Annotated in this window: 15 protein-coding genes; 8 read left to right on the top strand and 7 right to left on the bottom strand. The window is 55.4% G+C overall.

Annotated elements, in window-relative coordinates; translation table 11 throughout:
- Positions 1–304 precede the first annotated feature (304 nt).
- Complete coding sequence (gene polA / locus ACL2XN_RS17510) at positions 305–3,100, top strand: DNA polymerase I (RefSeq protein WP_413729167.1); 2,796 nt, start codon at positions 305–307, stop codon at positions 3,098–3,100.
- 278 nt (positions 3,101–3,378) lie between these two features.
- Here the strand turns inward: polA and yihA are convergent, their stop codons facing one another.
- Positions 3,379–3,996, bottom strand: a complete 618-nt coding sequence (gene yihA, locus ACL2XN_RS17505; protein WP_410016668.1) for a ribosome biogenesis GTP-binding protein YihA/YsxC — start codon at positions 3,994–3,996, stop codon at positions 3,379–3,381.
- Positions 3,997–4,701: 705 nt separating this feature from the next.
- Between yihA and yihI the strand changes: the two genes are divergently transcribed.
- Both yihI and hemN read left to right on the top strand, forming a co-directional pair.
- Entirely contained in the window at positions 4,702–5,235 is a 534-nt protein-coding gene (gene yihI, locus ACL2XN_RS17500; RefSeq protein WP_413729166.1) for a Der GTPase-activating protein YihI, read from the top strand.
- A 186-nt stretch (positions 5,236–5,421) separates the two neighbouring features.
- A complete protein-coding gene (gene hemN, locus ACL2XN_RS17495) occupies positions 5,422–6,795 on the top strand; it encodes an oxygen-independent coproporphyrinogen III oxidase (protein ID WP_413729164.1) in 1,374 nt (457 codons plus the stop codon).
- Here hemN and ACL2XN_RS17490 read toward each other — a convergent pair whose 3' ends face one another.
- The 4 genes from ACL2XN_RS17490 to glnA form a co-directional block, all read right to left on the bottom strand.
- The gene (locus tag ACL2XN_RS17490) at positions 6,796–6,918 is read right to left on the bottom strand and encodes a YshB family small membrane protein (RefSeq protein WP_410012823.1); all 123 of its coding nucleotides are present in this window, start codon (positions 6,916–6,918) and stop codon (positions 6,796–6,798) included.
- Positions 6,919–7,049: 131 nt separating this feature from the next.
- Positions 7,050–8,462 carry a nitrogen regulation protein NR(I) gene (gene glnG, locus ACL2XN_RS17485; RefSeq protein ID WP_410012822.1) on the bottom strand — a complete coding sequence of 471 codons (1,413 nt, stop codon included), beginning with the start codon at positions 8,460–8,462 and terminating at the stop codon, positions 7,050–7,052.
- 7 nt (positions 8,463–8,469) lie between these two features.
- Positions 8,470–9,519, bottom strand: a complete 1,050-nt coding sequence (gene glnL / locus ACL2XN_RS17480; RefSeq protein WP_410012821.1) for a nitrogen regulation protein NR(II) — start codon at positions 9,517–9,519, stop codon at positions 8,470–8,472.
- 137 nt (positions 9,520–9,656) lie between these two features.
- Positions 9,657–11,066 carry a glutamate--ammonia ligase gene (glnA, locus tag ACL2XN_RS17475; RefSeq protein ID WP_410012820.1) on the bottom strand — a complete coding sequence of 470 codons (1,410 nt, stop codon included), beginning with the start codon at positions 11,064–11,066 and terminating at the stop codon, positions 9,657–9,659.
- Between the two features lie 396 nt (positions 11,067–11,462).
- Between glnA and typA the strand changes: the two genes are divergently transcribed.
- The gene (typA, locus tag ACL2XN_RS17470; RefSeq protein WP_410012819.1) at positions 11,463–13,286 is read left to right on the top strand and encodes a translational GTPase TypA; all 1,824 of its coding nucleotides are present in this window, start codon (positions 11,463–11,465) and stop codon (positions 13,284–13,286) included.
- Positions 13,287–13,364: 78 nt separating this feature from the next.
- Here the strand turns inward: typA and deoR are convergent, their stop codons facing one another.
- Entirely contained in the window at positions 13,365–14,138 is a 774-nt protein-coding gene (gene deoR / locus ACL2XN_RS17465) for a DNA-binding transcriptional repressor DeoR (protein WP_410012818.1), read from the bottom strand.
- A gap of 47 nt (positions 14,139–14,185) precedes the next feature.
- Entirely contained in the window at positions 14,186–14,863 is a 678-nt protein-coding gene (deoC, locus tag ACL2XN_RS17460; protein ID WP_413727439.1) for a deoxyribose-phosphate aldolase, read from the bottom strand.
- Positions 14,864–15,056: 193 nt separating this feature from the next.
- Here deoC and rbsK point away from each other — a divergent pair, with 193 nt between their 5' ends.
- From rbsK to yihX, 4 genes are all read left to right on the top strand, one after another.
- Positions 15,057–15,983, top strand: a complete 927-nt coding sequence (rbsK, locus tag ACL2XN_RS17455; RefSeq protein WP_413727438.1) for a ribokinase — start codon at positions 15,057–15,059, stop codon at positions 15,981–15,983.
- A 4-nt stretch (positions 15,984–15,987) separates the two neighbouring features.
- Positions 15,988–17,325 (top strand): L-fucose:H+ symporter permease, encoded by a 1,338-nt coding sequence (gene fucP / locus ACL2XN_RS17450; RefSeq protein ID WP_410012815.1) that lies wholly within the window; start codon positions 15,988–15,990, stop codon positions 17,323–17,325.
- Between the two features lie 16 nt (positions 17,326–17,341).
- Complete coding sequence (locus tag ACL2XN_RS17445; protein WP_413729162.1) at positions 17,342–18,361, top strand: aldose 1-epimerase family protein; 1,020 nt, start codon at positions 17,342–17,344, stop codon at positions 18,359–18,361.
- A gap of 141 nt (positions 18,362–18,502) precedes the next feature.
- Positions 18,503–19,090, top strand: a complete 588-nt coding sequence (gene yihX / locus ACL2XN_RS17440) for a glucose-1-phosphatase (protein WP_410012813.1) — start codon at positions 18,503–18,505, stop codon at positions 19,088–19,090.
- Positions 19,091–19,105 lie beyond the last annotated feature (15 nt).

Raw genomic sequence — 19,105 nt, 5'->3', positions numbered from 1 at the left:
GCAGGACTTTAAGCGGCGGGTTATATCCACAAACGCGGAATGCTACTGATAAATATGGGATTAGTGAAAAAATAACCATAACGCGCTGATAAAGAAAGGTTTTTTTGTAAATCTCAACGTTATTAAAGATATAAACATATTAGCGGTTTTTTTTACTCACAAAGTTATCCACAGCACGATCGCGCGGATCAAGTCCAATCGCCAGTTTTTTTATCGTCCTTTTGCTACGCAAACATTCGTCTCAGGCGGCCAGCTGTGGCATGCTACCCCCTATGATGGCTGACTAAAAAGATCGAATTACGCTATGGCTCATATTGCAGACAATCCGTTAATCCTGGTTGATGGTTCCTCCTATCTCTATCGTGCCTACCACGCCTTTCCGCCGTTAACCAATAGCGCGGGAGAACCGACCGGCGCCATGTACGGCGTGTTGAATATGCTGAAAAGCCTGCTCACGCAGTATAAGCCCAGTCATGTGGCGGTGGTGTTCGACGCCAAGGGTAAAACTTTTCGCGACGAATTGTTCGAACACTACAAAGCTCACCGCCCCTCGATGCCGGATGATTTGCGCAGCCAAATCGAGCCGCTGCACAGCATGGTCAAGGCGATGGGATTACCCTTGCTGGCGGTATCCGGCGTCGAGGCGGACGATGTGATTGGCACGCTGGCGCTCGAGGCGGCGCGTACCGGCCGCGAAGTTCTGATCAGCACCGGCGATAAAGATATGGCGCAGCTGGTATCGCCGACGATTACGCTTATCAATACCATGTCCAACACCATTCTCGGGCCGGAGGAAGTGCGGGAAAAATTCGGTGTTCCACCGGAACTGATCATTGATTACCTGGCGTTAATGGGCGACAGTTCGGATAACATTCCGGGTGTGCCGGGCGTAGGCGAGAAAACCGCCCAGGCGCTGCTGCAGGGACTGGGTAGCCTGGATAATATTTACAGCGACCTGGCAAGCGTGGGCGGGTTGCCATTTCGCGGCGCCAAGACGTTGGCGCCAAAGCTGGAACAAAATAAAGAGCTGGCGTATTTATCTTATCAATTGGCGACGATTAAGACCGATGTGCCGCTTGATTTGCCTTTCGATAAGCTCATCGTGACCGAACCCGACGCGGCGGCATTGCTGCTGCTGTTCAAGAAATACGAATTCAAACGCTGGCTGGCGGATTTGGAAGCGGGCAAATGGCTGCAAGGCCGCATCAGCTCGGCCCCCGTCGCGCGCACTCCGTTTAATGCCCCGCCGGCCCCGGCCGATGAGGATGTTGAGGAGGCGGTGCAGCTTTCCCAGGAGGGTTACCAGGTCATCTACGCGCTGGCGGACCTCAACAGCTGGATAGAGCGGATAAAACAGGCGGGGCAGTTCACCTTCGATACCGAAACCGACAGTCTGGATACCCTGAGCGCCAACCTGATCGGGCTTTCTTTCGCCATTGTCCCCGGCGACGCCGCTTATTTGCCGGTGGGCCACGATTATCTCGACGCGCCGGACCAGCTAAATCGCGACGACGTGCTCAGGCTGCTGAAACCGGTGCTTGAAGACCCGGCCATTCGCAAAATCGGCCAGAACCTGAAATTCGATCGCGGCGTGTTGCAACGTTATGATATCGAACTGGCCGGCATCGCCTTTGACACCATGCTTGAATCCTATGTGCTTAACAGCGTGTCGGGCCGTCATGATATGGATAGCATGGCCGATCGTTTCCTGAAACACACCACGGTGACCTTTGAAGACATTGCCGGCAAAGGCAAAAACCAGCTGACCTTCAATCAAATCGCTCTGGAGCAGGCGGGCCCCTATGCCGCTGAGGATGTGGACGTGACGCTGCGGCTGCATGAAAAACTCTGGCCGCAGATTGAGCGCGAGGACGGCCTGAAAAAGGTCTTCGAGGAAATCGAAATGCCGCTGGTGCCGGTGCTGTCGCGCATTGAGCGTACCGGGGTATTGATCGACGAGAAGATCCTGGCTGCACATTCGGTTGAGTTGACGAAACGGTTGGGCGAGCTGGAAACCGAGGCGCATGAACTGGCGGGGGAAGCCTTTAATCTCTCCTCCACCAAGCAGTTGCAGGCGATTTTATATGATAAGCAGAAACTGCCGATCTTGAAAAAAACGCCGGGCGGCGCGCCGTCGACCAACGAGGAGGTGCTGGCGGAGCTGGCGCTGGATTACCCGCTGCCGAAGCTTCTCCTCGAATATCGCGGCCTGGCCAAGCTGAAATCGACCTATACCGATAAATTGCCGCTGATGATTAACCCGCACTCAAAACGCGTGCATACGTCTTATCAGCAGGCGGTTACCGCCACCGGCCGGCTGTCCTCAACCGATCCGAACCTGCAAAATATCCCGGTGCGCAATGAGGAAGGACGGCGGATCAGGCAGGCATTTATCGCGCCGAAAGATGCCGTTATCGTGGCGGCGGACTATTCGCAAATCGAACTGCGCATCATGGCGCATCTCTCGCGCGACCAGGGCCTGCTCAAGGCCTTCGCCGAGGGCAAGGATATACATCGGGCCACCGCCGCCGAAGTCTTCGGCCTGGCGCTTGAGAAGGTGTCTAATGAGCAGCGCCGCAGCGCCAAGGCGATTAACTTCGGCCTGATTTACGGCATGAGCGCGTTTGGTCTGGCGCGCCAGCTTTCGGTTGGCCGCGCGGAGGCGCAGCGTTATATGAACCTTTACTTCGAGCGGTATCCGGGCGTGCTGGAATATATGGAGCGTACCCGCAGGCAGGCAGAGGAACAGGGCTATGTTTCCACCCTCGACGGCCGCCGGCTGTATCTGCCCGATATCCATTCCCGTAACGGGACGCGCAAAAAAGCCGCCGAGCGCGCGGCGATAAACGCCCCCATGCAGGGCACCGCCGCCGATATCATCAAACGCGCGATGATCGCCATTGACGCCTGGCTGCAAAAAGACCGGCCGGAGGTGCGCATGATTATGCAGGTCCACGATGAACTGGTGTTCGAGGTGCGGCGTGACGCCGTGGAGTCGGCCACGCCGCGCATCAAATCCCTGATGGAAGGCTGTTTCGCCCTGGATGTGCCGTTGCGGGTCGATGTGGGTATGGGGGAAAATTGGGATCAAGCGCACTAAGTGGCGATACACTAAGCATTTTTCGTAATTAAGCTACATAAAAAGGTGATTTGGGCTGGGATTATGGCGCTGGGAACACCAAAAAAGTGAAATTAAACTACAAAAAATTCTTTTGCACAGCGATAATTTGATGTAAAGTTACAGATGTAGGGTACAGAGGTAAGATGTTCTATCTTTCAGACCTTTTACTTCACGTAATCGGATTTGGCTAAATATTAGCCGCCCCAGTCATTATTGGCTGGGGCGTTTTTTATTGTGCGCCATACCGGCGCCGCGGGTTATTCCGTATACGGCGGTTCTTCATCCGTCGCCGGCGGGGTTTCACTGAACCAGGTGTCCAGCTTAAGGCGCAGCTTGTCGACGCCGGTTTTTTTCAGCGACGAAAACGCTTCCACCTGTATATCTCCCTCAAAAGCCGCCGCGGCTTCCCGCACCAGGTTCAACTGGGCTTTGCACGCGCCGGAAGCCAGTTTATCGGATTTGGTCAGCAGCACCAGGACCGGGATATCCACCCCAACGGCCCACTGCACCATTTGCTGATCCAGGTCTTTCATCGGATGGCGGATATCCATCAGTACCACCAACCCTTTTAAACTATGGCGCTTTTGCAGGTATTCGCCCAGGGCGCGCTGCCACTTACGTTTCATTTCTTCAGGCACTTCGGCGTAGCCATAGCCCGGCAGATCCACCAGGCGTATTTCCGGCTCGACCTCGAACAGATTGATGAGCTGTGTGCGTCCGGGCGTTTTACTGGTCCTGGCCAGGCTTTTTTGATTGGTCAGGGTATTCAGGGCGCTGGACTTGCCGGCGTTGGAGCGCCCGGCAAACGCGACTTCGATGCCGGTATCCGCGGGCAAATGGCGGATATCGGGAGCGCTCATGACAAAATGCGTCATATGGTAGTTGTATGAGGTGATCAAATTTTCCTCTCCCTCGGGATGACTTATTGCCGCCAATTATACGGGGTAAACGCTAAAAAGCGGTTTTTATCTTTATCCGCAACCGCGCCGCCGCCATTGTTATGGCCCGATGTGAACAACCAGGCCGGTTCACGTGAGTAATCGGCATTTTGTCTTTGTAAGAGATCGGCTCGCTACTCACTAAGCATTCTCGTTTAAATTAGAATTAATTAATTATAAATCATAACGTTAAATAATCATCGCGTTAACAAGAGCCCGTTGGCGCGCGCGGAGCGTATTGCGGGTAAAGCTCATTAGGCTACATTAGCAGACAAGGCATGGAGCGCCTGAAAGTGGCACTTTGCAGCGCGCAAAGCGCCATACTTGGCCCAGTGCTCCGCTTTAGCCCGGCACAAAGCCCTTTTCCTACCTTTCCCAGGGATGAATTCTGCTCAGGATGAGCGCGTAAGGGAATACACCCTAACCAATCCGCTTCGTATAGCGTAGAATAAAACATCATCGCAGCGACGACCCGATACACAGGATGTGGACCGTCAGGTTCATTGCCGTGGGGACTGTTTTTCTCGCGAAGCACCTTTACTTTATGGTGGCAGATTAACTGCCACCTTTTTTATTGGCAGGGTTTCTGATAGATTTCGCCGCAATTCCATACTTAATGACACTTACGACAGAGCAGACAACATGAATCCATCAGCAAAAGGCGGGCGCGGTAAACCCGTCGTCGCCAAGAACAAGCGCAAAAGCCGCGAAGAGTTGAATACCGAAGGGCGCGCCCGCCAGCGTCAGAAAAAACGGCGCGGCCTGGCTTCCGGCTCGCGGGCGCAGGAAGGTAATAAAAGCGGGAGCCGTAATACCCAGGCGCAAGCCCCCGATCACCGCATCGGCAGCAAAAAACCCGTGCCGCTTCTCGCCGACGGCCCCACGGTAAAAAAACCGGTGGCGCCGGACATCGTTATTCCCGTCACCACCGCTATCCTGCCGGAAGTGGAGCTGGAGAATCTGGAAAACGACGAACGCCTGGATGAATTATTGCAACGTTTGGAGCAAGGCAAAGAATTGTCGGCGCCCGAACAGGCCTATGTGGATAAGACGCTGGATCGCATCGATGAGCTGATGACCCAACTGGGCATTGAGATCGAAGATGATGAAGACGACGACGCCAAAAATGAAGATATGCTGCAATTGCTCAAGCGCGGCCAGAAAGATTCCTTTTAATCTTTGAACCCGCTGCTGCTGCTGATCGCGACGCCGTTGACATGTTATTTAGTGTGGTTATTGAGTAAACTATGGCGGCTCTCGCGACGTAAAGAACGGTTACGTTTGGCCCGGGTCGCCAGGCGAAAACCGGCCGCGCCCGTAAAACGGCGGGGACGGCGTAAATTTGGTAAGGAGTAAGCAGCCATGTCAGTGCCAGCGATAGAATGGGATTCGGCCCTCATTCAAAAATATAACCAATCCGGGCCGCGCTACACGTCCTACCCCACTGCCCTGGAGTTTAGCGAAGGGTATGGCGAACCGGCTTTCCTCCAGGCGGTGGCGCGCTATCCCACCCGGCCGCTGTCGCTGTATCTGCATCTGCCTTTTTGCCATAAGATCTGTTACTTCTGCGGCTGTAATAAAATCGTGACCCGCCAGCCGGAAAAAGTCGATCGTTACCTGGATGTGCTCGAGCAGGAAATCCGGCGCCGGGCGCCGTTGTTCCAGGACCGGCTGGTTACCCAGATGCACTGGGGCGGCGGCACGCCTACCTTTTTGTCGCCGGCGCAAATATCGCGCCTGGTGGCGGTGGTGCGCGCGCAATTCCGCTTTGCCCCCGGCGCGGAAATGTCCATTGAAATCGACCCGCGCGATATCGCGCTGGACATGATGGATCATCTGCATGGCGAAGGGTTTAACCGCATCAGCATGGGTGTGCAGGATTTTAACCCTGAGGTCCAGCGGCTGGTTAACCGTGAGCAGGACGAGCAGCTGATTTTCGACCTGATCGGCCGCGCCAAGGCGCTGGGTTTCCTTTCCACCAATATCGACCTGATTTACGGGTTGCCGCGCCAAACGCTGGCAAGCTTCCGGCACACCCTGGAACGGGTGATAGCGCTTAACCCCCAGCGCCTGAGCGTATTCAATTATGCGCATATGCCGGCGCTGTTTGCCGCCCAGCGAAAAATCAACACCGCTGATTTACCCGATGCCGCGCAGAAAATGGACATTTTACAGTATTCCATTGCTGCGCTATGCGACGCGGGCTACCAGTTTATCGGCATGGATCACTTTGCGCGCCCCGACGACGAATTAGCCCTGGCGCAGCGCGCCGGCAAGCTGCATCGCAATTTCCAGGGCTATACCACCCAGGGCGACTGTGATTTGTTGGGGCTGGGTATCTCGGCGATAAGTATGATCGGGGATAGTTATGCGCAGAACCAGAAAGAGATGAAAAGCTACGTGGCAAGCGTTGCGCGCCAGGGCAACGGCTTATGGCGCGGCGTGGCGCTGTCGGAAGACGACTGTCTGCGGCGTGATGTGATCAAGGCGTTGATTTGTCAGTTTTATATCGATTTTAATGTGCTGGAAAGCCGCTATGGCATCGTTTTTAACGAGTATTTCGCCGATGACATCGCCCTGCTGCGGCCCCTGGAGCGCGACGGGCTGGTGGCTGTGGCCGACCGGGCGATTACGGTCACGGCCAAAGGTCGCCTGCTGATCCGCAACATTTGCATGTGCTTTGACGCTTACCTGCGCACTAAATCGCGCCAGCACCAGTTCTCGCGGGTGATTTGATCAGCTGAAAAAGTTAAGCAGCGCGGCGCAAAGGATGGCGGCCAGCGCGGTTTGCGGTGCATGGCCCACCGCGGCGGTCATATCCGCGCCCTGGGACAGCAAATTGATTAATGAATCTAACATGGTCTTCCTCCCGGTCAGCGACAAGATCATACTGTCTGCAATCGGGATGTAAAGGGCAAAATAACGCCGTTTTGCACGTTATTTTGCTTTTTTCTACGCCGCTATTCCGCCAGGTTATAAAACCTGGACTTTTATTCCATGCCCAGCTCTTTTAGCTTACGCGTCAGGGTATTGCGGCCCCAGCCGAGCAGCCTGGCCGCTTCCTGTTTATGACCTTGGGTGTGGCGCAGGGCGGTGGTCAGCAGGGTTCTTTCCATCTCCGGCTGGGCTTCGGAAAGCAGGTTCTGGTGACCGGAACGCAGGGCGCGGTCCGCCCATTGCGCCAGCAGGGTGGCCCAACTGTCCGGCAATGATTGAACCGTGGCGTCCGGTGCCGTGCTTTCAAATAATTCCGGCGGCAGATCCTGGATCAACACTTCCTGGCCGGCGGCCATGACGGTTAGCCAGCGGCAGGTATTTTCCAACTGACGGACATTGCCTTGCCATGGCAGGCGGGTCAGCGCGGTTTCGGTTTCCGGATGCAGGTTTTTCGGTTCAACGCCCAGCTCCTTGGCCGCCACCTGCAGGAAATAGCGCGCCAGGCGGGGAATATCCTCCCGCCGTTCCCGCAGCGGCGGTAAATGCACCCGGATAACGTTCAGGCGATGGAACAAATCCTCGCGGAATTTGCCCTCTTGCACCCGTACCTCCAGATTCTGATGGGTGGCGGCGATAATCCTGACGTCGACTTTGACCGGCGCATAACCGCCGACCCGGTAAAACTGGCCGTCCGCCAATACGCGCAGCAGGCGGGTCTGGACATCCAGCGGCATATCGCCGATTTCGTCCAGGAATAGGGTACCGCCGTCCGCTTGCTCAAAGCGTCCCTGACGTACCTGATTGGCGCCGGTAAAGGCGCCTTTCTCATGGCCGAACAGTTCCGATTCAATCAAATCCTTCGGAATCGCCGCCATATTCAGCGCGATAAACGACGCCTTGGCGCGCGGGCTATGGCGGTGCAGGGCATGGGCAACCAGTTCCTTACCGGTACCGGATTCACCGTTAATCAAGACGCTGATGGAGGAGCGGGACAGGCGTCCGATAATGCGGAAGACGTCCTGCATGGCCGGCGCTTCACCAATGATATCGGTAGTCGGGCCATTAGGCGGCTGCGCGCGCGCCGGCTGCTGCTGTTCCAGATAGTGGCTGACCGCGCGCTCAACCAGCGCCACCGCCTCATCGATATCGAACGGCTTGGGCAGGTAATCAAACGCGCCCTGCTGGTAAGCACTGACCGCGGCGTCCAAATCGGAGTGTGCGGTCATGATGATGACCGGCAGCATCGGATGGCGCTGTTTAATCTGTTTGAGTAATGCCAGGCCGTCCATGCCTGGCATGCGGATATCTGATAACAATACGTCCGGAGTTTGGGTGGAGAGCGCTTCCAGCACTTCATTGCCGCCTTCAAAAGTGGCGCAAGTCAGTCCGGCTCCAGTGAGGGCGCGTTCAAGCACCCAGCGGATGGAGCTATCGTCGTCGACGATCCAGACTATCCCTCGTTGCATAGTGACCTCACTGGCGAATAGGCAGGAACACCGAAAATTCGGTATGCCCCGGCCAACTGTTGAATTCAATTTTACCCGAATTTTGATCGATAAGACTGCGGGCAATGGATAACCCTAAACCGGTCCCGCCCTCACGGCCGCTGACCATGGGGTAGAACAGCGTATCCTGTAATTGCGCCGGTACGCCCGGGCCGTCGTCTTCTATATCAATTCGCGCTACCAAACGATAACGAACGCCGTGCAACGTTAACTGGAACGCGGTACGGGTGCGTATCGTGATCGTGCCACCGTCTTCACCCAGCGCCTGCAGCGAATTACGGGTAATATTCAGCAATACCTGTTCCATTTGATCGGGATCGTGAGCCAGTTCAGGCAGGCTGGGATCGTAATCCCGCAGGAGAGTGACGTTATCCGGCTTTTCCAGCGAGACCAGTTGGAAAACCCGCTCGGCCACCTGGTGAATGCTTTGCGTAACGTGCATGCCGGGCTGCTGCGGCCCGAGCAATCGGTCGACCAGGTTGCGCAGGCGGTCGGCCTGTTCAATGATCACCTTGGTGTATTCCAGCAGCGAGGGATCGGGCAATGCTTTGGCCAGCAGTTGCGCCGCGCCGCGCAGACCGCCCAGCGGGTTCTTGATTTCATGGGCCAGGCCGCGCACCAGATCCCGTGCCGCCACCTGCTGGGCATGCTGAATCTGTTCCTGGCTGAGGCGGCGCTGATTATCCATCGGCGCCAGCTCCATCAGGAAAAAATCCTCGGGCAGGCGTTGCACGGTAAGGGAAAGGATATGCGCCCGCCCGTCAACCACCAACGTGACCTCGTTATCGGTAAACCCCTGGCCGGCGTTAAGGCTTTCGCGCATCAGTTCGACGTTGAGCGAAAAATAGCCCAGCAGCTCAGGCAACGGCGTGCCAAAAAGCTTGCGCGAGCTTTGCGCTAAAAGTTGTTGCGCCGCCGGATTGGCGTAATGAACGGCAAGGTCATTATCCAGCAGCAATATGCTGTTGATCAGGGAATTAAGGATCTGCCCAGCATCGGGCAATGAGCCTGTAGCCATAAAGCAGTCTCCCGCACTCTACCAGTGCATTTAGTCCGTTATGTCGTCATGCGCATGGCTGCGCGCAAGCTTTGCTGGAGAAAAAAGCCCATCCGAAGATGGGCTGAAAGTTTCCACGGCAACAAAAAAACGTCAAGTTATACGCTGTAATACAGCTCGAATTCCACCGGATGCGGCGTCATGCGAATACGGTCTACTTCTTCCGTGCGTAAGGTGATATACGCGTCGATGGAGTCGTCGGTGAAAACACCGCCACGGGTCAGGAACTCGCGATCCGCGTCCAGCGCCTTAAGGGCTTCTTCCAGCGAACCGGCCACCTGTGGGATTTCTTTCGCTTCTTCCGGCGGCAGATCGTAGAGGTTTTTGTCCATGGCATCGCCAGGATGGATTTTGTTGATAACCCCGTCCAGACCGGCCATCAGCAGGGCGGCAAACGCCAGGTATGGGTTGGCGGCCGGATCCGGGAAGCGCACTTCGATACGACGGGCTTTCGGGCTGGCGACCACCGGGATACGGATGGAGGCTGAGCGGTTGCGGGCGGAGTAGGCCAGCATAACCGGCGCTTCATATCCCGGGACCAGACGCTTGTAGGAGTTGGTGGTCGGGTTGGTCAGGGCGTTGATGGCCTTGGCGTGTTTGATGACGCCGCCAATGTAGAACAAGGCGGTTTCGGACAGGCCGCCGTACTTGTCGCCGGAGAACAGGTTATTGCCGTCTTTGGTCAACGACATATGGCAGTGCATGCCCGAGCCGTTATCGCCGAACATCGGTTTCGGCATAAAGGTCGCCGTTTTGCCGAAGGCATGGGCAACGTTATGCACGACATATTTATAAATTTGGATCTCGTCGGCTTTTTTCGTCAGGCTGTTGAAGCGGGTGGCGATTTCGTTCTGGCCGGCGGTGGCGACTTCATGGTGATGAGCTTCAACCACCAGGCCCATTTCTTCCAGGGTCAAACACATGGCGGAACGCAGATCCTGTGATGAATCCACCGGGGGAACCGGGAAATAACCGCCTTTGATGCCGGGACGATGGCCTTTATTGCCGCCTTCGTAAACTTTATCGGTATTCCATGCGGCTTCAACGTCGTCAATAGCGACATGGGAACCGGAAATTGACGAACCAAAGCGGATATCGTCAAACAGGAAAAATTCAGGTTCCGGCCCAAACAGCACGGTATCGGCAATGCCGGAGGTTTTCAGAAACTCTTCGGCGCGTTTGGCGATGGAACGCGGGTCGCGATCGTAGCCTTGCATGGTGGCAGGCTCAAGGATGTCGCAACGGATAATCAGGGTGGTTTCTTCATAGAAGGGGTCGAGCATCGCCGTGCTGGCATCGGGCATCAGCACCATGTCGGACTCGTTAATGCCTTTCCAGCCGCCAATGGAGGAGCCGTCAAACATTTTTCCATCTTCAAAGAAGTCGGCATCTACCTGATGGGCTGGTATAGTGACGTGCTGTTCTTTACCTTTCGTATCAGTGAAACGCAGGTCGACGAATTTTACTTCGTGCTCGTTAAGCATCGTCAAAACGTGTTCAGCGGACATAACTTGTATTCTCCCGGATGTGCCATTGTCGTCGTGGAACGAAATCGTATGGATCGAATTTTATTTAACTTAGCTGGGCTAGGCTAAACTGGACTGGTATAAACAGTAGCTAAAAGTGTGCCAACATTGCCAAAATGATGAGAAGGGCCGCGTTTCCGGCCTTATTAACCAAAGTCCGCCTGCACCAGATTGGTGGGATAGCGCTATATTAGTGCATTTGGGCAGTAAGTGGGCACTATTTTGGTGCAATAAATGGGGCGAGGTGAAATAATGCACTGAGAAAGGGATGACGAAGCGTCAAAAATGACGCAAATGCAGAGATCGTCGCGATCTTGTTTAGTCCCTCGCTTATTACGTGTACAATAACGCGCTATTTCTAATGCCTGAGGCAAAGTTGTGATCGAAAATTTGCGTAACATCGCCATCATCGCGCACGTCGACCATGGTAAAACTACCCTGGTCGATAAGCTGTTGCAACAATCCGGAACATTGGGTGACCGCAACGACGCCACTGAGCGCGTCATGGACTCCAACGATTTGGAGAAAGAGCGCGGGATTACCATCCTCGCTAAAAATACCGCTATTAACTGGCACGACTACCGTATCAACATCGTTGATACCCCCGGACATGCCGATTTCGGCGGCGAGGTTGAGCGCGTGATGTCCATGGTTGACTCGGTATTGCTGCTGGTCGACGCCATGGACGGACCCATGCCGCAAACCCGGTTCGTGACCCAGAAAGCCTTTGCTTACGGTCTCAAACCCATTGTGGTCATCAATAAAGTCGACCGTCCCGGCGCCCGCCCTGATTGGGTAGTGGACCAGGTGTTTGATTTATTTGTCAACCTCGGCGCAACCGATGAGCAACTGGATTTTCCGATCATATATGCCTCCGCGTTAAACGGTGTTGCGGGCTATGAGCACGAGAACATGGCCAGCGACATGACCCCGCTGTTTGAATCCATCGTCAAGAACGTCGAAGCGCCGAACGTCGACAGCGACGGCGCGTTCCAGATGCAGATTTCGCAGCTTGACTACAACAGCTATGTTGGCGTCATCGGTATCGGCCGCATCAAACGCGGCTCGGTTAAACCGAACCAGTCTGTTACCATCATCGACCATGAAGGTAAGCGTCGCAACGGCAAAGTGGGCCAGGTGCTGGGCCATATGGGCCTGCTGCGCATCGAGTCCAAGCTGGCGGAAGCGGGTGATATCATCGCCGTTACCGGCCTTGGCGAGCTGAATATCTCCGATACCATTTGCGATCAGGCCCTGGTCGAAGCGTTGCCGCCGCTGACGGTGGACGAACCTACCGTTTCCATGTCGTTCGGCGTCAACACCTCGCCGTTCTGCGGCAAGGAAGGCAAATACGTCACCTCCCGCCAGATCCTTGAGCGCCTGAACAAAGAGCTGGTGCACAACGTGGCCCTGCGCGTGGAAGAAACCGTCGATCCGGACACCTTCCTGGTCTCGGGCCGCGGCGAGCTGCATTTGTCGGTGCTGATCGAAAACATGCGGCGTGAAGGTTTTGAAATCGCCGTATCGCGCCCGAAAGTTATCTATCGTACCGTCGACGGCAAGAAACAAGAGCCGTTCGAACAGGTTACCCTGGATATCGAAGAACAGAACCAGGGCCCGGTTATGGAAGCCATGGGCATCCGTAAAGGTGAAATGCGCGATATGCTGCCGGATGGCAAAGGACGCATCCGTCTTGATTACATCATCCCCAGCCGCGGCTTGATTGGTTTTCGCACCGACTTTTTAACCATGACGTCCGGCACCGGCCTGCTGTATTCGTCGTTCAGCCATTATGACGATGTCCGTCCGGGTGAAATCGGCCAACGCCAGAACGGCGTGATGATTTCCAACGGCCAGGGCAAAGCGGTAGCCTACGCCTTGTACAGCCTGCAGGATCGCGGCCGTTTGTTCCTGGGCCACGGCGCGGAAGTGTATGAAGGCCAGATTATCGGCATCCACACCCGTTCCAACGACCTGACGGTAAACTGCCTGACAGGTAAAAAACTGACCAACATGCGTGCTTCCGGCACCGATGAGGCCACGACGCTGGTGACCCCGATCAAGATGTCGCTGGAACAGGCCCTGGAGTTTATCGATGATGATGAACTGGTGGAAGTGACACCGCTGTCCGTGCGTTTACGTAAACGTCATTTGACCGAAAATGACCGTAAACGCGCTAACCGTTCGGGTAAAGAAGCTTAAACCCGTCGGCCCAGGCGGCGATAACGTAACAATGCCGGTCTGCGTAAGCAGCCCGGCATTTTTTTGCCCGTCGTTCAGCTATTCCCGGCGATAAAGCAGCCTGATGTCATGCTGTTGGCAATACTCATGAAATTTCGGCGGCGGCGATTGGTCGGTTATCAGGGTATGAAACAAGGATAAAGCACCGATAAAGGCGGGTTTGATGTTGTCGAATTTACTGTGATCGGCCACCAGGATTGCCTGCTGCGACATGGACAACGCGCGATGCTTCATGGTGAGTTCGTCAAAGTTAAAGCAGGTGGCGCCGAAACCGATATCAATACCCGCCGCGGAGATAAACGCTTTATCGGGGCGGATATTATCCAGGATGGAATATTGGGTCAGCGGCGTAAAGATGCAGTTGGCGGGGTGGAACTCGCCGCCGCATAAAATAACTTTGCAATTAGGATGATCTTGTAACGCCAGGAAAGTATTCAGGGAATAGCAGACGGCGGTAAACGCCAGGTCATCGTCAATCGCATCGATGATAAACGGGGTGGTGGTGCCGCAGTCGAAAAAAACCGTGTCGTCCGGCTCGATCAGCGCCGCCGCCAGGCGGCCGGTAAGGGTTTTTTCCTCAACGTGCTTGGCTTTTTGATCCGAAACAAAATAGTGGGTAACGTTATTATTGCGCGGATCGTTAACCACGTAACCGCCCAGCAGTACGACCTGCGCGGGTTCGGCGCTGAGATCGCGGCGGATGGTCATCTCCGAGACGCCCAGCAGGACGGCGGCATCTTTCAAATGAAGCTTATCTTCCCGCTTCAGGGCGAGTATCAGTTTATTAATCCTTTCTTCGCGCCGCGTTTCCATATGACATCCTGCGTTATCAGACCCGATTTCCGCCGGGTTCTCAGAAATTAATAGTCGCTGGCGGACGCCTTGCCCGATACGATCGCGACACCTGAACTGGTGCCGATTCGGGTGGCGCCGGCCAGGATCATGGCGGTGGCGGTCTGGCGATCGCGTACGGCGCCGGAGGCCTTAACGCCCAGCTCCCCGCCGACGGTTTCGCGCATCAGCCTGACATGTTCTTCTTTTGCGCCGCCGGTGCTGAAGCCGGTGGATGTTTTCACAAACGCCACCTTCAGTTCGCGGCATATCCGGCAAACCGCGACAATTTGTGGTGAACTCAACAAACAGGTTTCCAATATTACCTTCAACGGAATAGCCGCGCAAACCTCGCGGACCGCGCGGATATCGGCGGTTACCGCGTCAATATTGCCGCTTTTGAGCCAACCGACGTTAATCACCATATCTATTTCCTGCGCACCCGCCGCAATCGCCGCCTGCGCCTCGAACGCCTTGGCGGAGGTCAGGCCGGCGCCCAACGGAAAGCCGATCACCGAGCAGACCTTTACCGGGCTGTCGCGCAGCAAGCGCGCGGCAAGCGGCACATACCCGGAATTGACGCAGACCGCATAAAATCCGCACTGTTTAGCCTCGCCGCATAACGTGGTGATCTGCGCTTCGGTGGCATCCTGCGCCAGCAGGGTATGGTCGATGTAAGGGGCAAAATCGATTTCAGGGGAAGTCATGTTAATGTCCTTTATGTGGATTATCACGATAATAATGTGAGAATAATAACATTACAGAAGCCTCTTACAATAGGCATGTGGCAATTTAATTTTCATTAAACGATGTGATCATTGTCATGTTACTAACATTTTTGTCTTGTTAGTGTTAATAAAATAACATTGAATAAGGTTAAAAATATGAGGGCTAATAATTATGGATATCGCAGTTATCGGTTCCAACATGGTGGATTTAATCACCTATATCAAAGAGATGCCTAAAACCGGGGAAACGCTGGAAGCCCCCGGTTTTGAAATCGGCTGCGGCGGCAAGGGCGCCAATCAGGCGGTAGCCGCCGCCAAGCTAGGGGCGGAGGTGATGATGGTCAGTAAAGTCGGCGAGGATCTCTTTGCGGACAATACCGTTAACAACCTGGTGCGCCATGGGGTCGATACCCGCTATGTGGAAACGGTGGCGGGCGTATCCAGCGGCGTAGCGCCGATTTTTGTCGATCCAGATTCACATAATCGCATCCTGATTATCAAAGGCGCCAACGATCACCTCGGCGCGCAGGACATCGATCGGGCGGCGGAACAGCTCAAGGGCTGCCGGCTGATTATCCTGCAGCTGGAAATTCCGCTCGCCACCGTCTATCACGCCATTGATTTTGCCGCCCGGCATCAGGTTCCCGTAATCCTTAATCCGGCGCCCGCCACCCGGGAACTGGATATCGCGTATGCCTGCCGGTGCGACTTTTTTATGCCTAACGAGACAGAGCTGGAAATTCTGACCGGCATGCCGGTGGACAGCGAGGAGCATATCCTGCTGGCCGGCCGTTCGCTGCTGGCCAAAGGATTGAAGAACCTGATTATTACCATGGGGCATCGCGGCTCGATGTGGCTAAGCGGCAACGAGGTGTACCGGGTCGATCCGGTACCGGTCGACGCCGTGGATACCAGCGGCGCCGGCGATGCGTTTATCGGCTGTTTTGCGCATTATTTTGTCGCGCGCGGCGATATCAAACAGGCCATGCGCTACGCGTCCGCCTATGCCGCCTACAGCGTCCGGGGTAAAGGCACCCAGCGTTCCTATGCCGAGGCTTCCCAGTTCCATGATTTCCTTGCCACCCTTCATCAGGAATAACATCATGCGCCACAATACGGTACAAATGCCTGACGGCTATTTAAACAAAACACCGTTGTTTCAATTTATCCTGCTGTCCTGCCTGTTTCCGCTATGGGGCTGCGCCGCCAGCCTTAACGATATCCTGATCACCCAGTTCAAAACGGTGTTCGCATTGAGCGATTTTGCCAGCGCCCTGGTGCAAAGCGCCTTTTACGGCGGTTATTTCCTGATTGCCATCCCGGCGTCGATGGTTATCCGCAAAAGCAGCTACAAAATGGCCATTATGATCGGCCTGTCGCTGTATATCATCGGCTGCGTACTGTTCTATCCCGCCTCCCATATGGCCACCTATACCATGTTCCTGGCGGCCATTTTTGCCATCGCCATCGGCTTAAGCTTTCTTGAGACCGCGGCCAATACCTACAGCTCGATGATCGGTCATCGCGATTACGCGACCCTGCGGCTGAACATCAGCCAGACGTTTTATCCCATCGGCGCGCTGATGGGTATTGTGCTGGGGAAATACCTGGTGTTTCAGGAAGGCGGCAGTTTAAGCAGCCAAATGGCCGCCATGACGCCGGAGCAGGTGCATCAGTTCCGTCTCAATATGCTGGAACTGACCCTGGAACCCTATAAATACCTGATTATGGTGCTGGTGGTGGTGATGGTGCTGTTTATGCTCACCCGGTATCCCCACTGCAAACCGCAGCCCGATAAGCAAAACCGCCGCGCCGCGCCCGGCATGGGCGAAACGCTGCGTTATCTTGCCGGCAATGCGCGCTTTCGCAAGGGCATCGCGGCGCAGTTTCTCTATGTGGGCATGCAGGTGGCCGTATGGTCGTTTACCATCCGTTTGGCGCTGAACCTGGGGGCGGTAAATGAGCGTGACGCGTCCAACTTTATGATTTACAGCTTTATTTGTTTTTTTATCGGTAAATTTGTCGCCAATTTCCTGATGACGCGCTTTACCCCGCAAAAAGTTCTTATCGCCTATTCTATCCTGGGCGTGGCGACGCTGGCCTATGTGGTGCTGGTGCCGAACTTCACCGCCGTCTATGCCGCGGTATTTGTCAGCGTACTGTTCGGACCCTGCTGGGCCACCATTTATGCCGGCACGCTCGATACGGTGGATAATAAATATACCGAAGTGGCCGGCGCGGTGATCGTTATGGCCATCGTCGGCGCCGCCGTGGTGCCGGCAATCCAGGGGTATGTCTCCGATCATCTCGGGTCGATGAAACAGGCGTTCGGCGTGTCATTATTGTGCTTTGCCTATGTCGGTTACTATTTCTGGGGCGAACTGCGCAATAAACAACCGCGAATCGCGACCGCGGAATCGATGATGGATAACCAACTTTAAGCAAGGAGTCGATATTATGGCCGCTGTTATTCATCTTACGCGCCAGCAATTCACCGGACAGCCGTTTCGTCTGGTGGAGAATGGTGAACTTAGCGTCACGTTATTTACCTATCCTTCGGGTATCGAAGCCGTGACCCTGCGCAATAGCCGGGGGTTTATCACCCTGCTGCCCTTTTACGGGCAGATGGTATGGGACGCGCAGTTCGACGGCCATAGCCTGCGCATGGAGAACCCCTTTAGCGAACCCAAATGGGGCGAGTCGGTGGTGGATACCTATGGCTGCTTTGCGTTCCACTCCGGCCTGCTGAGCAACGGCTGCCCGGCGCCGGAAGATACCCATCCCCTGCATGGCGAAATGCCCTGCGCACGTATGGATAGCGCTTTCCTGCTGGTGGATGGCGACAGCGTAACCCTGGGCGGCGGCTATGAATATGTTAAAGGCTTTGGTGATCATTACCTGGCGTCGCCCTCGGTCAGGCTGGGCGCCGGCGCGACACTGATGACCATCGCCATGCGGGTCACCAATCTGGCCAGCGTGCCGATGCCGCTCCAGTATATGTGCCATATGAACTACGCCTATGTTCCCCTGGCGACCTTCAGCCAGAATATTCCTGCCGCGGCGTTTGCGCTGCGTACCTCGATTCCAGGCCATGTGCACCCCACGCCGCAATGGCTGGAATATACCGCCGGGCTGGCCCGCGATCCGTTGGCGCTTAAGGCGCTGGACCAACCGCAGTTCTACGATCCGGAAATTGTCTTTTTTGCCGACAACCTGGCAACCTATACCGATCGGGTGGAATGTGTTATGCAGGCGCCGGGGACGGGGCCGCGCTTTGTCACCCGTTTCGATACGGCGCAGTTTAACCATGCCACGCGCTGGATACTCCATAACGGCGATCAAAAAGTGGCGGCGTTTATCCTGCCGGCCACCTGCCGTCCCGAAGGCCATATCGCCGCCAGCCGGGCCGGCACACTGATTGCGCTGGAGCCGGGCGCGACGCGGGAATTCAGCGTGGAGACCGGACTGGCCGGTTAGCCTTCAGGACGCGGCACAACCGAATCAGCATGGCTGAGGTCAACGGCCGGCCGGCGAAAGCATCCGAATGCGTGTTCATGGCTGTTCAGTTGGCCCTTTTCCCGCTACAGTGGGAACATGAGTAAAGATCGGGAGGGAGCCATGCTTTATATCTTTGATTTAGGTAATGTCGTGATAGATATCGATTTTAACCGCGTTTTGGGTGTATGGAGTAATCTCAGCGGTGTGCCCCTGGCCCGTCTGAAGAAACAGTTCGTCATGGGCGATGCTTTCGAGCAGCACGAAAGGGGCGATATTACCGATGAGGCGTTTGCCGCCCTGATCTGCAATGAATTGGGCATCGCCCTGAGTTTTGAGCAGTTTACCGCCGGCTGGCAGGCGGTGTTCGTCGGCGTGCGTCCCGAGGTTATCGACATCATCCATCGCCTGCGCGAACAGGGCCACCGGGTAGTGATATTGTCCAATACCAACCGTTTGCACTGCGACTATTGGCCGAGCCAGTATCCCGAGATCCAGCAGTGCGTGGATAAGCTCTATTTATCGCAGGACCTGGGCATGCGCAAACCCGACCCGGCGATTTATCGCGCCGTGCTCGAGCAGGAAGGGGTAAGCGCCCAGGACGCGGTTTTCTTCGATGATAACGCCGAGAATATCAAGGGCGCGCAAAGCATTGGCTTACAGTCGGTTCATGTAACGGATCCGGGCGTAATACCCGCTTATTTTGCGTAAGTGGCGTATTCATCG

This window comes from Sodalis sp. RH22, assembly GCF_047324165.1.
Classification (GTDB): Bacteria; Pseudomonadota; Gammaproteobacteria; order Enterobacterales; family Enterobacteriaceae; genus Acerihabitans.
The sequence above is the reverse complement of the archived record's forward strand: the minus strand, read 5'-3'. Positions and strand labels throughout refer to the sequence as shown.

What these genes read in the sequence shown, in the direction of transcription:
- polA (WP_413729167.1), top strand. Translation starts at nt 305, where the DNA reads ATGGCTCATATTGCAGACAATCCGTTAATCCTGGTTGATGGTTCCTCC.
- yihA (WP_410016668.1), bottom strand. Translation starts at nt 3,996, where the DNA reads ATGACGCATTTTGTCATGAGCGCTCCCGATATCCGCCATTTGCCCGCG.
- yihI (WP_413729166.1), top strand. Translation starts at nt 4,702, where the DNA reads ATGAATCCATCAGCAAAAGGCGGGCGCGGTAAACCCGTCGTCGCCAAG.
- hemN (WP_413729164.1), top strand. Translation starts at nt 5,422, where the DNA reads ATGTCAGTGCCAGCGATAGAATGGGATTCGGCCCTCATTCAAAAATAT.
- ACL2XN_RS17490 (WP_410012823.1), bottom strand. Translation starts at nt 6,918, where the DNA reads ATGTTAGATTCATTAATCAATTTGCTGTCCCAGGGCGCGGATATGACC.
- glnG (WP_410012822.1), bottom strand. Translation starts at nt 8,462, where the DNA reads ATGCAACGAGGGATAGTCTGGATCGTCGACGACGATAGCTCCATCCGC.
- glnL (WP_410012821.1), bottom strand. Translation starts at nt 9,519, where the DNA reads ATGGCTACAGGCTCATTGCCCGATGCTGGGCAGATCCTTAATTCCCTG.
- glnA (WP_410012820.1), bottom strand. Translation starts at nt 11,066, where the DNA reads ATGTCCGCTGAACACGTTTTGACGATGCTTAACGAGCACGAAGTAAAA.
- deoR (WP_410012818.1), bottom strand. Translation starts at nt 14,138, where the DNA reads ATGGAAACGCGGCGCGAAGAAAGGATTAATAAACTGATACTCGCCCTG.
- deoC (WP_413727439.1), bottom strand. Translation starts at nt 14,863, where the DNA reads ATGACTTCCCCTGAAATCGATTTTGCCCCTTACATCGACCATACCCTG.
- rbsK (WP_413727438.1), top strand. Translation starts at nt 15,057, where the DNA reads ATGGATATCGCAGTTATCGGTTCCAACATGGTGGATTTAATCACCTAT.
- fucP (WP_410012815.1), top strand. Translation starts at nt 15,988, where the DNA reads ATGCGCCACAATACGGTACAAATGCCTGACGGCTATTTAAACAAAACA.
- ACL2XN_RS17445 (WP_413729162.1), top strand. Translation starts at nt 17,342, where the DNA reads ATGGCCGCTGTTATTCATCTTACGCGCCAGCAATTCACCGGACAGCCG.
- yihX (WP_410012813.1), top strand. Translation starts at nt 18,503, where the DNA reads ATGCTTTATATCTTTGATTTAGGTAATGTCGTGATAGATATCGATTTT.